6 protein-coding genes are annotated in these 14471 nt (G+C 47.7%); 1 reads left to right on the top strand and 5 read right to left on the bottom strand.

The window, feature by feature from the left end:
* Positions 1-65 precede the first annotated feature (65 nt).
* The 4 genes from MHI27_RS16020 to MHI27_RS16005 all read right to left on the bottom strand — a co-directional run bounded on the left by MHI27_RS16020 (position 66) and on the right by MHI27_RS16005 (position 7293).
* Positions 66-1403 carry an ABC transporter substrate-binding protein gene (locus MHI27_RS16020; protein ID WP_405174169.1) on the bottom strand — a complete coding sequence of 446 codons (1338 nt, stop codon included), beginning with the start codon at positions 1401-1403 and terminating at the stop codon, positions 66-68.
* 105 nt (positions 1404-1508) lie between these two features.
* Positions 1509-2945, bottom strand: coding sequence for a response regulator (locus MHI27_RS16015; protein WP_405174168.1), 1437 nt, complete (start codon positions 2943-2945; stop codon positions 1509-1511).
* Complete coding sequence (locus tag MHI27_RS16010; RefSeq protein ID WP_405174167.1) at positions 2917-4713, bottom strand: sensor histidine kinase; 1797 nt, start codon at positions 4711-4713, stop codon at positions 2917-2919. Before MHI27_RS16010 ends, MHI27_RS16015 begins: the two co-directional genes overlap by 29 nt.
* 330 nt (positions 4714-5043) lie before the next feature.
* Positions 5044-7293, bottom strand: a complete 2250-nt coding sequence (locus tag MHI27_RS16005) for an FAD-dependent oxidoreductase (RefSeq protein WP_405174166.1) — start codon at positions 7291-7293, stop codon at positions 5044-5046.
* A gap of 125 nt (positions 7294-7418) precedes the next feature.
* On the opposite strand from MHI27_RS16005, the gene MHI27_RS16000 reads away from it, so the two are divergent.
* Positions 7419-8210, top strand: coding sequence for a helix-turn-helix domain-containing protein (locus MHI27_RS16000; RefSeq protein ID WP_405174165.1), 792 nt, complete (start codon positions 7419-7421; stop codon positions 8208-8210).
* Positions 8211-8750: 540 nt separating this feature from the next.
* On the opposite strand, the gene MHI27_RS15995 is transcribed toward MHI27_RS16000, so the two are convergent.
* Positions 8751-14357, bottom strand: coding sequence for a hypothetical protein (locus MHI27_RS15995; RefSeq protein WP_405174164.1), 5607 nt, complete (start codon positions 14355-14357; stop codon positions 8751-8753).
* Positions 14358-14471 lie beyond the last annotated feature (114 nt).

Here is a 14471-nt window from a genome sequence, read left to right as displayed (position 1 = left end):
CAGGCAGCTAGCGGTGTATAGAGGGATACGGTACGAATCACCCGCCCCTCCTTGGCCAGGTTGTGCTATTTGGATGATGCCTGCAAATTCTTGTTATGCACCCGCGCTAATTCTTTCGCGCCATTTTCAGCTGTCAGCTTCCGAGAAAACACGTTGTCATAGATAGCTTGTTGCTCGCTTCCCGTCTTCCGGTCCAGACGGCTCAGACCCAGTGGCAGATCACCAAACATGACCCGTTTGATTGAATCCAGATCATACGTGTCTTCCACGCCTTTGAACATAAGCGCGACAGCCTCATCGACCGGGAAGTCCTTGGAGGAAGGTACTCTTCCACCCGCCGCCATCGGCAGCATCCCTTCATCCGCATACCACTGTATAAATTTCCAGGCAGCTTCCTGATGCTTGGAGCTCGGATTGATGGAAATCACATCTCCCAGGCCACCGGCGTTAATATAATCGGTCTGATCCTTGTTCACTTTGGGAGCTGGTGCCGCTGCCACCTTGAACGACCGGGGAAATTCAGCTATATTATTCGTCGTGCGGAAGATCTGGTTCGTGGAGAACAACATTGCGGCTTCTCCTTTCACGAACATCTGGTCCAAGGCAGGCTTCGAAGTGATCTGCTCCGTATGAGGCATCAGGCTCTTATCGGTGAACATCATGTCCGAATAGACCTGAAGCGTCTTGACCGTTAGCGGGTTATCAAAAGCGGAAGTTCCATCGTCTTTGGTCAGTTGCAAACTTTGCTTCTGTAAGGACCCGTTGATAGGCACGGTGAAGTAATAATCGCTCTGTGCCAATCCCCATACCTTGTCACTCTTCAGCTTGGCAGCGTAATCTCTGAACTCTTCCAGCCCCCAATCCGTCGGAACCGGCAGTCCTTTTGCATCGAGCATATCCTTGTTCAGCCAGACAAAAGACAAGCCTTTTTGGGTAGGCAGACCATAATACTTGTCGTCTACTTTCCATAGCGCAGCGCCTTCCCCCATCTTATCGTCCACGTTGTAATCGGAGAATTTGCCCAAATCAAGTGCGTTGCCTGCTTTAATCCGCTTCTCGTAAAGGCTGAAATCATAGTTGACGTACATGTCCACGGGCTGATTAGAGATGAGAGCTGTATCCAGCTTCAGGTTCCCAGCATCGTCATTGACGAACCGCACATACTCCACCTGAACATCCGGATGTTGCTTATTCCAGTTGTCTACGACCTCTTGTGGGCCATTCTCTGATGGTACCGCTCCCCACAGGGTAAGTTTGATCGGCTCACTGCTGGTCTTAGTTGCCCCAGGAGAAGTAGCTCCCTCCGCTTGCTTCCCGCCCCCGCTTCCACCACAGGCGGCGAGTGCCAGAGGCACGGTCATAAACAGAGCAAACCCTGTCATCATCCATTTTCTGTTTCTCATCTTCCCTGCAACCTCCCTTTGATTGGATTGTTTGATTCCACCCAACTATACCAATCAATCCCTTGCCTCATCAGGGTTGAAACTTACAGATGAATAGTACAAAACTTAGGTATTATTCTCACGCCTGAAGGAGCTAGGCGTTTGTCCAACCATGCGCTTGAACACCTTAATGAAGTATGCATCATCGGCAAAGCCTGTCTGAAAAGCGATCTCCTCCACATTCAGTTTGGAATGCAGCAGAAGACGCTTCGCCTGCTCGATCCGGATGTTTTGCAAATAGGCGATCGGTGTCAGTCCGGTTTTTTTACCAAAAACGGTGCTTAGATAGTCGACGTTAATGGATACCAGCTTGGCTAAATCCGCAATCTTGATATTTTCTTTGAAATGCTCCAGCATATATTGAATCACCCGATTCACCTCAGGATGATCTGTAAAACTTACATGTTCTTCCTTCAATTGCTGGATTAGCTTATGTATGACTTGCTGTACATGAACAAGCAGCGACGCATGGCTGATGGCTGAGTCAAGTTCCTGCCGGTACTCCGATTTTCGTCCTGCCAGCATGGCTAGCATATGAACAAGATGGGCAGCCAGTATCTTCACTTCTACATGGGAGAACAAAGAGGCTTCCATGCTCTTCCACATTAAAGCTGTCACCTCGGTGCATTGGCGTTCGTCGCGTGCTTCGAAACGCCGGATCAGCTCTGCTTCCAGCTCTGCGATCGGCGGCAGTTCATGCCGCTCCTTCACCTGACCTCCCATTGAGCCGTACCAATATCCGTTCAACTGATTCAGTGCTAAGCGCCAATCCTGGGACAACTGGCTCAGACTGCTGCCGTAAGCCATTCCAATCGAAAGGTTATGTTTATGTCTGTTTGCACACGCTGCCTTCTTCCCAAAGCTCCAGCAAAAGAAAGTTGTCTGTCCTCCTTCATGGAAGGGTTGAACCAACAGATATTCCTCTGTCTGAATATTCATCTTTTCCGCTGCAGCGGGTACAGCTCCACTCAGTATGGTATAAATTTCAAGTTCTAAGTCGTGGAATTTCTCCGTTATCGCAATTGTTCCGGTCTGATCTTGATCGGACGCTGCGACCGTTCCCCGGATACCCGACCAAATACGGTGATAATAAGGATAAAGTGCCTCACCAGCTACGCTAAGCTCCTCAAGCAGTTCTCCCTTAATCCGTGCCAGATTCTCGAGCAGAACTTCATCATTCAAGGAAAGTTTCAAGAGATAGTTGAAGGCCCCGTATTGAAGGGCATCCCGGGCATATTCAAAATCGCTCATAGCCGTCAGCATAATAAACCGGCTGCGGATTCCCGCTTTCCGTGTCTCCTTCAACAGTTCAATCCCGTCCATCCCCGGCATAACAATATCCGCGATCACGACGTCAGGCTTAAGCTCCAGAATAGCCGTAAGAGCTTCCTTACCGTTCCCAGCCTCACCCACAACGTAAAATCCGTGCCGTTCCCATTCCACCGTATCTCGTAGGGTCTCCCGGACAAATGCCTCATCTTCCACTAGTAAAATCGCCCACATGCCCATCGCCTCCTTCCTGTGAATAAGGTGTTGCTATCAGTAAAGGCAGCCGGAGCCGGACAAGGGTCCCTTCCGCGCCTGAAATAATCTCCATGGAACCTTCCCGCTTAAAAAGCAATTGTAGCCTTTCTCTCAGATTACTCAGTCCGATGCCATGACCGCTACGTCTTCCCGGTTTTAGTGCGGCCGCTTCCATGCCGATACCATTATCCTCCACCTCCAGGATAAGTTCTCTACCCTCCGCTCTCACCCTCACCCAAATCGTGCCACACCCGTCCGTCATGTCAAAGCCATGGACGATAGCATTCTCCACCAGAGGCTGAAGACTAAGTTTGGGAACGAGAGCATGTTGAACCGGCTCATCCAATTCATAGCGGACGATGAAATGATCCCTGAAGCGAAAGGACTGAATGGATTCGTAGGAACGCAGCAGCTTCATTTCTTCTTTAAGGGGAATCAGCTCAATTTCCGAGTTCAGGCTGGCCTCCAGGATTAGCCCCAAAGAAGTGCAGATGCCAGCGATCGCTTCCTGCTTTTCTTTTCTGGCGATCCATTTGACCGTATTCAAGGTGTTCAACAAAAAATGCGGGTTCATTTGGGAGAGCAGCATTTGAAAACGTACCGCCTGCTTCTGCCGCTCCTCCAGCTTAAGCTTGTTAATGAGTGCGATGACATCATCTATCATGTGGTTAAAGCTGTCACCAAGGGAACGCACCTCGTCAGTTGCCCCCTTTCCGATACTGATTTTGACATTCAGCTTCTTGTCCAATGCCTCCTCCATGCTCCGCTCTAAGACAACCAACGGCTTCGTCATACGAGCAGATAGGATGATGGTTACTAGTACGTAGACGATGACCAGAATCGTCAAAAAGAGGAATGCGATAAACCTTAATTGCCGGATGTCCTGCTGCAGTTCGCTTAACGGCATTTGACTGACCACATACCAATCCAGATCTTCAAGATAGCTGTAATTGACTAGGGATGAGGAACGTTTATCCTCATAGTGTCCTTCCTTTGCCTGTAGCGACGTAATTCTATGTAACATATCCATACTGAAGGTTGTTTTCTTACTTTGGAGAATAGTCTCTCCTTGTCCCGTAAAGATGGTCAAATCCTGGTTAGCCGGACTATCCTTTAATGTGCTCAGGAACCATTCCTGAATATTGATGCTGATGCGAGCCAGTCCGAAGTTTCCACGCAGTGGGTCATCCAGGACTATGTACAGGCTTAAAACCTTGCTTCCTTTACTGCCTATTACGTCATTCCAATCATCAGCCACCCATCGGTATGAATGTGTCCCGCTATGTAGCTTATCCTGCCAATCTTGTAAGGTTTTGAGCTCGTTAGTCAACCGGCCGGCAGGTGCATAGGAGGTGTATACATTGCCCTTCAGGTCGATGAATCTAAAATACAGTTCTGTCTGATGGAAGAAGAAACTGTTGTTGATGCCAAACATCTTACTCTCGATGACTTTCTTTCGCTCAAGGGGATCGTACTTGTCCGGATCGTGCATAATTTGGATCAGGCTCTCGTCCTGGCTCAGCATAATATTCGCCTTATAGGCGAATGCCATCATATCTGTCAAGGACACATGAACCTGCTGCATGTGCTCGGACATCCGATCCATCATATCCTTCTGACGAATCGATTCAAAATGCTGGAACAGATAAAAAATAGCTATGCACAAAGGAATCATTAGAAGGGTGATATAAGCCATGATTAGCCTGTACTTCAATTTGTTCGGAAGCAAATAGCGCCAGTTGAACATCGTGTAGGATCCACTCCCAAAAATGTAGTTGAATGTTCTTATCGTCTGAAGAGTTTCCAGATTTCTCGAATAGGCAAAAAAAACCTCTGTTTCAAGAGGTTTTTTTCCACAGTCAATCGTGGGTATTGGTTTATGGAGTATGGTTAACAATACTAGCCTTGCAGAGCCAGTTCCGATACTTAAGTCAGGCTCATTCATTGATCTTGTGATGAATCTTTCTTTATTCATTCGATTATATCATCTTAAAACGAATCCAGAAGATATAAAACTTGTTGATTCATATAACGATTCTTGGGAGTTGCAGAACTGCAGACAGGTCTTTGTTGTCTGCTATTCGTATACGCGAATCTCGAAGATCTCGGCTCTCGGGCAACCGTTCGTCGCTTCTACCACAACGCGGAGACGATCAGAGGAAACCAGCTGATCTAATGAATGGACAACTCTTCGTTTACGGTTGTTTTTGCCTTCGGCAACGGTAATCCATTCGCCATCCACATCAACCTGCAAAAGGTAATCCTTGACCAGTTCAGGAATTGTTTCGAACGGTGTACGGTGATGATGAAGATTGATCAGATCCTCGTTCACATCGTCGTTAAATGTGATATGCACCGTGCTAATGTTAACTGGTGCTGGCCAATTGAGCTCCAGCCACTCCGGAGAGTCTTTCCGAAGCGAGTCTGACGACCACAGATGCGGCCCAGTAAACGGTCGGTGATATCCGTCGATTACCTTTTCCGCTGCGTATGCTTGCGTTGGCGAGAGGAGGCGGAAGCAGATCGGTTTGCGGTTAAATGGACGCATATTCCACTGCACGACCGGCTGACTTGGCTGTTGATCCCCGAGATTAGGGGAAACAATGGGGCGCTGCCCTTTCGCAAACGCAAGTACACCAAATTGTTGCTCATTAGACAGATGTAAGGCAAGCCGTTCGTTGGCTTTGACCACGAGGAATGCGTTTTGTGGGGTGGCCGGCTTCCAATGGAGGTTCACGCTCACATATTGTCCTGTGCCTTTTGCTACCGGAGTCAATGTCGCCAGTTGTTTCGTATGCGGGACATAGTTTTCACCGCGACCGGTGTCCCATAGCTCCAGTTCCAATGTCGTGTTCTCTGCCGCATCGACGAGTAGAGCGATTCCTTTCAGCTCCGGGTCGACCGGCAAAATCAGGCCGGTGTCGGAAGCAAGTGGATAGGTTTCGATCGGCTTCTCCACAACTAGTTGCGTCAATGTACTGGAAGCTTTTAATTTCGCGCTCCGTGCCAAATCGGTCACATCATCATTGCGTAGACCGATGATGGACGCACCTTGGTGAAGCAGTGTTTGCTGAAGTTCACGTAGATGAGTCTGGTATAGCTCACGTGGGACGACCCCTTTCTCAGCGCATAATGCAGCCCCAGTGCCGGCAGCCTCGCCGATGACGGCACATGTAGCCATGACACGGGTCGTTCCGAAAGCCACGTGCGATGCGCTGATGTTGCGGCCGGCCATGATCAAATTGTTCACGTTGACAGAATACAGGGAACGGAACGGAATATGATAGACTCCGTCTGCATGCAAATGCTTGGAGCCACTTTCAGTCGAATACATCCCTTGTGGCGGGTGCAAATCGATAGACCAACCACCGAAGGCCACACCGTCTTCAAACTCGCGCTGAGCAACGATATCGTTCTGGTTGAGCATATAATCACCAATGAAACGACGGTACTCCCGCTTGCCTGGAATCGAGCCCACCCACTCCAGCGTCATGTTGTCGGCATTGAAGTTGCCGGAATTTTTAATATAGTCCCATAAGCCATAGATCACCGCCCATAACTCGTCACGGATACGTTCGTTGTCGAGAACCGTATCCATTTCACCGCCCCACTCGATCCACCAATAAGCGCATCCATTATCGCCACTACGGATGACGCGCGTCATCGGAATGGTCGTCTTCGTGATATCCTTCGCAAAACTTGGCGGTATAAACTTGACCTGATGGCCTGCATCCTTCGTATAGAAGAACATTGTACTTCCCAGTGTAATGTCATCCGCAACGGGCGGTGCCCAATCCTCGTTGTACTCTTCCCTCGCTTCTCGGCCGATACGATGCTTGGCCCCGGCCAGAAATCCAACCAGTCCGTCGCCCGAGCAGTCTAGAAACATGCCACTTTCAAAACGAATACGCTGCTCTGACCCCATCATCCAACCGGTAACTGAACGGATGACCCTATTGTCTGTATCGCCGTCAGCTTCCACCTCATGAACATCGGTATTCAAAAACAAGCGGATATTGGGCTCTGCGCGAACCGTTTCAAGGAGAACCATATCCCAAATATAAGGATTCCCGTCGATATTGCAGTACTGGTTTTCAAGAAAAAGCTCACCCATTATGCCGGTTTCTCGCGCATACCGATTCGTTCCGTGAGCGGTAGCTCCGCACACCCATACACGTACCTCGCTGCTTGAATTTCCGCCTAGCACAGGACGATTCTGAATAAGTGATACGGACCTTCCCAAACGGGCTGCAGCAACAGCTGCACTTACTCCCGCCAAGCCGCCGCCGACAACTGTAATATCTGATATGATAACTTCCTGCCTCATGATTGAACATCTCCTTTTAAAGAACTAATATCCATGATTTCATCGTATGCTATCAACTTTTCAATTTCCATACACCATGTTACGATAAGGCATATACTTTATTTCATAACATTGGTGGCGATAAAATGCGAAGTGACTTTGCGATCCGGCTAGTGACTCACTTTTATTGGGACAAGAAAGAGTCGTTTGCTCTCGACCGGGATATTTATTCCTATTGGACAATATTGGCTGTGGAAGAAGGCCGATTCACTTACCGCATTGAAGATCAAGAAGGCGAAGCAGGGTTCGGCAGCTTGGTGGTCTGTCCTCCAAACACCTGGTTTCATAGGAAGACACTTGAGCCTTTGACCTTTCACTTTATTCATTTCACATGGAACACGGAGCCTTCGCTTGAAGAGAAGCGCTCGTTGACTGGCAATCTGATGATCGCGGACATCGAACGCCTTTGCTCCGACTACCGCTACTTGCGACTAATTGCGTTGGAACAGGATAAGGCCGCAATAGAGCGAAAACAACACCTCGTAAGCGATATGTGGCGTTTGTACGAGCTGGAGAGGAACGTGCCGAAGGAAATAGGGTTAACAGTGGTGATTGCCGATGAGGAGATGCGGAAGGCGGCCCACTTCATCACCGCCAATATTTTCGGTCCGGTCGATATGAAGAGCTTAGCGCTCTCGCTACAGCTTACCCCGGTGCAGTTGACGAGACGTTTTCGTGCGGCTTACGGAATGACCCCCTCTGAATATATGACTCGGCTACGGCTGGACAGGGCTAGCAAATTGCTGCTAGAAACAGAGTTTAGTATCGACAAAATTGCGCAGCTGTGCGGATATGAGAACGGCTTCTATTTGAGTCGTATATTCCGGAACAAACGGGGGATGCCCCCTTCACAGTATCGTAGCCTGCCTCGCGTCTAGGCTTAGATCCGACGGATGAATTCTCTTGCACAAGCAATTTAGGGTATATGGGGATAATGAATACAATGCAGTGGTAACATCAGTTAATATAAGAACGACAATCGGAGCATACTCTTGGCTCTTTTCGATTGAATAGAAAACCGCGATTTACGCGGAAATTAATCGGTATATGTTGTTGTCGCTCGACACTCGGATCTTGTTAGGTTGTTTCTCTTTCAACTATCCTGCCCTTGGGACTTGATCCCGAGCACCATAATGTTCACCTCTACTTCTCATGACCATAAATAAAACGGACCGCCTTCAGTAGACAACACTGGAGTTGGTCCGTTCTCCATCTAATATCCGACGCCTTCTCCCTCATCCGGGTGCAATCCTGCTTGTTTCAATTCCTTAGCTAGGATTTCTGAAGCACTACTACCTGTTCGTGTAAATATCACTCAGTTGAGAGTCTTGAAAGATTAGCATTTTGCATAGTTCAATACTAAATTCCAAGAAATAAAAAAGCCGAATGGATCGTTCTCATCCACTCAGCTCATAGGTTTATTTTACAATAATCTGTATAGTATCACTTTCCGTTGTTCCACTTCCATTCATAAACTCACAGCGATATTGATAGATGCCAGGCGATTTCCCTGAAATTTGTGTAGTGGCCGATTGAGCACTTGGTGTTTGTGAAGATAAAGATTGCGTTTCAATAAGTTCGCCATTTTCATATAATCGATACTGTGTTGCGTTCGTGCCCCACCACATATTAGCAGTAATGTTATAGTCCCCATCTTGATCCCAGTTGTCACTAGACAAAACAGGTTTGCCGGGCTTCGCATCAGTCACGGTGACGGTGTGTGGATCACATGAAGTCGTTCCATACAAATTCGATAACTCACATGTATACACATAGGTTCCATTCGGCTTTCCTTGAATAGGCATAATGGAAGTCTGAGCAGCTGGCGAAACATCGGCGAGTGACTTCGTTTGGATCAATTGGCCATTCTCGTACAGCTTATACAGTGTGCCATTGTTTCCCCACCACATATTCATCGTAACCTCATAATTGCCATCATGTAAGCCTGTCGCAACACCGCTATTATTCGATAGTGTCGGTTTACCTGGCACCCCATTTGCAAGCAACGGCAGACTACTGGAATGCCGTTCGAACTTGACTGCATCAGCCCTGGTATAAATCATATCGGCAGGTAGAGTTGGCGGATCTACCGTTGTCGGAGTAACCCTTGTTAAACGAACATACTCGCTGCCGTCTCCAGTAAAGTCGAACGTTCCTAGATTAACCCAACCCGACGAGCCAACGGTTGCATCGATATACGTGACCTCGGTAACCGACTGATGCTTCACTTCCACTTTGACATAATTGTCATTTGCCGTCGTATGGACGAGCTTGTAGATGGAGACCGTATATTTCCCCTCTGGAAACTGGCCTTTCCACGTCGCTGAGGATCCTTGAACGGTAGAGTAACGGGACTTCACACCAATTTTGTATCCGGCTAAATTGCTTTGGCTCCAAGACCCTTCTGTCGTGTACAACCCAGTCGTATTCGTGCTGTCGACAATAACCGTTAATTCCCTGATCGCAATGGTCAAAGGCGGTGTTGTTAAGGTCACCCCGTCAATCGTTACAGTGGCCCATACCTCAATGTGATCCTTTTCCCCGTCGAGACTTAGAAGGGTCAACAAACCGCTACTGTCCACTTCAGCCAGATCGGTTCGATCAACGAAATACTGCACATTTGCCAGTGATAGATCACCAATCAGACCATTATCCAAATAGCCGGTTACGCTTAGTTGTGCGGTTTGAGTCATCTGCAGTTCGTTCCGATCCGACAGGATCACCGCAGACTCCAATTGCGGTATCTTGTTCGGGTCCACCCACATCATCGCATCGGCGACTACCCGTGACTTATTGGCCTTATTGGTTAATTCCACGTACCCACTATCGCCTGCTGCAAAAGGATAAGCACCCAGGTACACCCAAGTCCCATTGGCCGCTGTCTCATCTACGGTAACCGTCTCGGAGCCTCCGCTATAATAAACGGTAAATGAGGCATTCGTTGCCCAATTTTCACTGGCAGCGGTTATTTGCGGAAGCTTATAGTACACACTGTAAGTAACACTTTCCGGCAGATCAGGTCGCCAAACAATTCTGCTTGTCGCTGTGCCGGCAGTCGATTTGGCATACACATAGTTATCATAATAATAGTCGTTAGCCGTTGTATCCCGTATCCAGACGCCTTCTGTCTCTGCCTCCGTATTATCCACAATGATAGATGAACCCTCCTGCCAATCCGGTTGAACTGGAGTTTCGGTTACCTGATCAGGCAGATAGAGTGTCCGCTTGCGAGTCTGTTTCCCGTCCGATTCCACATAATAAGTGAAGGTTTGGGATAAATCGTTTACCCGTATCGACCATTCCATCGGATAGATCTTATCTGGAATGGTTGTATACGTAGCCCCGCCATCCAAGGAATAATGGATCGTCGCTGGTTTCGTCGTTTTTGCCTGCACATAAGCATCGTAGGCCGTTTTGTCGGGCTTGACGATCAGCATGCCTTTAACCGCATCTATTGGACTGTGGATATCGAAGAAATAGCTTGCATCCGATGTATCAGTAGTTCTGACCTGGTGCAGCGGCACTTCAATGTTGAGTCCTTCCACAATGATAGCGGTTATTCCCTTGCTTGAAACTGTGGCTTGAATGATTCCGCCACTCATAACCGCTTGCTCTGGTGTGCCATTGTCGCGGATGATGGTTACGGTATAATCTTGTGCCGGGTTGAACCCAATGATTTGCGCATTCAATTCGATCGGAGTCTGGACTTCAGCTGAGGATTCGTTGCTTAACCCGATGTAGAATTTATTCCCGCTCTCTCCCGTTATCCAGTTCAATTGAGGATGGTTGGTCTGAATTATCCCCTTAGGCATCCAGAGCCAAACGTCGGAATTACCGTAAAAATTCCCTGGTTTATTTCCATAGAGGTGATATTTGAACCATAAAAAATTAGTTTCAAATACAGAAGGAAATGTAATACTTCCATTCGATTTCAACGATTGTTCGCTGATCAAATAATCCATCGTTTGCCCGAGCTGTCCCGGTATATGGTGATAATAGATGGATGTAGCCCCGCTTGGGCCTTCCAGAGGAAACTCCGGTTCAAGTTGACTAACGGCGAAGCCCTTATAGTAATAACCTGGATAGCTGGAATATCGTCCGATGACTGCATTATGAGCAATATCCTGCAGCAATTTATCGCCTGTATAGAGCGACAATCTCAGCATGAATGGAGCTTCCTGAGCATTCATCCGATAATAACCAGTTGTACTTCCCGCTTCAAACGTCAATCCATTGGGAGAGACAAGCCAACTATCCGCTTGTACGCCTCCGGCTACATCTTCTGGGAGCTTGATCCGAGGATATTGATATTTACCACTTTCCGGCCAATGGAACGACTCCGCGTAATTATACGTCTCAGGCTGCGGAATCGTAACGGCACCTTCAAGAACCGGACGAGCAACGAACATCGTTGCATACCGTTTGGCTTCTTTATAAGCTGCATTCAAGTATTTGGGTTCCTGAGTTTCCTCGTAAAGCTCCAAGATCTCCATCCACAGCTTGCTATAATAATAAATGAACTCATTTTTACTCACATTTACGGATGCAGGCGTATCAATATGCTGCATGATATAGCTGTCGGCTGCATCCTTGGCAGCCTGTAAATACTGCGCATCTCCCGTCATACGATACATCATCAGGGGCTGAATGACAGGACCTCGGTCTTTCTGGTCAGGATCACGCACGAGGTACTCTTCCTGTGCCAGCGCCCCAATTCCTGCCGAAGTCCCCATCATCTGATTGACAGCGGCTACGCTTGAAAAATCAAACGGCAAGGTTGCCATTTTCCATAACGACGGCACACCGTATACTGGCTTCTGCGTCGGCGACCAACCTATACCATTTCGCGATAAGCCGTACTGGACGGACGGCAATGCTCTCGTATCGTAAAGCTGGTCATCCCCAGTCAAATAGTAAGCCCCCAAAAGAACCGCATTCGAGCTTGTTCGAATACTATCCTCGTTTTCGATGTCAATAAAGCCCTTGGCACGGCTCCACCATCCGCTGGGTGACGGGACATAATCAACAGAGTCATCCCCTTGCGGCTCTATCTTAAGTAAATCGATCATATTGAACATCGCGTCAGTAAGCGACTGATCTGATACATTTTCCCGGTATGCGGAATAACCATACTCATTGCGAAGAATATCCGCGTAGGACTCATACAAATTGATTTTTTGAGCGATTAGTCCCATATGAAATTGATAAGTGCTTTCTGCGGCCATTTGCGAATAAGTCCCTAATTGAGGAGCATACAAGATTGGCTGCACGCTGCCTTCATTGTTGACAAGACTCATGCCAAGCCTTTGTTTCGTAACACCTCCCGTCGGTTCAAATTCAACCGGAAGCTCATCCGAAGGTACAAATACCCCATACGTCAATGGATTGCCCGAACCGTCATTCTTTTCAACCAGACTCATTGGAGCGCTTAGCTCCCTTAAGCTTGTTGATTCCACCGAACCTACCATTTTGGCGTGTGACCTGAAACCATTTAATACTTCATTGACGCCAGAGATCTGCTCTGTTGTGAAAGACTGATAGCCGATCACGTAATTGCCATCCCGGCGGGGTGTAAAAGCGAAGGAAACATCAGGTTTGTCCCCTGACATGGACCAGTTCACTTGTAAATCGTAATCGCTTCCATGTGAAGAATCGGTTAATATCGCCGTATGGCTGTCAGGGAAATCAATCTCGTCGAATGTAATCCAGCGTTTGTTCATCGTATCGTAGTAATTGGTTAGACTCCCCGAATTCCCATCCAATAAGACCCATTGCTCTTCAAGTCTTTCCGCCACATTATTGACAGGCACCCAGTTCCCCGTATCCGTGTCCTTGTAGAACATATCACGAACGATGGATTTGCCACCATCCCAAGCTGCTTCATAGAAGGTTACTTTGTAGCTGGCATTCTCGATGCTGCCTTTTTCCGTGTAACTGAGATTCGCCAATGTACGGCTGCGCAGCGGAGGCAACGGCGGAGCTTGCTGCCGGATATTCCCTTCAAACTTGACCGCATCGGCCCGCGTAACGATCTTTCCGGTCGTAGGTTGCGTTCGAGTCAGTCTGACAAATTCGCTATCATCACCACTGAAATAATAGGACCCCAAATCAACCCATCCGGCCGATGGGCCTGACGAGGGCCTCAGATCCATAAACATGACATCCGTAATCCCATTGTGAACAATTTCAATTTTAACATTACTGTCTGCTTTATCCGCCCAATCAAGCTTGTTGAATGAAATTTTCGCCGTCCCTGCTTCCAATCGCGGATTCCATGTGATGCTTCTTCCTACTGCATCGGTAAATTTGGAACTGGAATTATTATATCCCTTCACTCCCGTACTTGTAGTCCAATAAGGAGCGGAGAACCCGTTATTTGCGTTATCTACATCAGTGGTGACGACATCATCAATCGTGATGCTTCCATCATCAATGATGATCGTCTTATGCGGCTCTTTTTGCTGAATATTCCCTTCGAACTTGACCGCATCTGCACGAGTAATTATCGTGCTGGTTGTGCTGGTAGATCGAGTTAATCTAACGAATTCTTTACCAACTCCGGAAAAATAGTACTCTCCCAAATCAACCCATCCCGCAGGAGCACCAAATGAAGGCCGCAAATCCATATAGAGAACATCGGTCGTTCCATTGTGGACGATTTCAATTTTTACATTGCTATCTGCTTTATCTTCCCAATTAAGTTTGTATAACGAAATTTTCGCCGTTCCCGCTTCCAATCGTGGATTCCAGGATATCGCTCTGCCTGCTGTACTCGTATATTTAGAACTGGAGTTATCATATCCCTTCACCCCTGTACTTGTGGTCCAATTCGGAGCTGAATATCCGTTGTTCTCGTTACCCACATCAGGTGTCACAACATCATTGATCGTGATGCTCCCGTCATCGATGATAATCGTCTTATACGGTAAGGGCTCCGCGTATGCGGTCCTTATTCCGACTAGGCTGAAAGGAACTAATATCGTCACGATGAAAACGATTAAGAAAAACAGCTTCCTTTTTATCATACAACTCACAGCCTCCCTTGTGTTGATAACGCTTTCAAAATAATGTTGCCCTCCTTTGTTCGAAGATCGTATAGAAGCAATTAGCCTTATCCTTCTGGCTAAGCCTGCTCTGTC

The organism is Paenibacillus sp. FSL H8-0261, from assembly GCF_045040645.1.
GTDB lineage: Bacteria > Bacillota > Bacilli > Paenibacillales > Paenibacillaceae > Paenibacillus_AQ.
The sequence above is the reverse complement of the archived record's forward strand: the minus strand, read 5'-3'. Positions and strand labels throughout refer to the sequence as shown.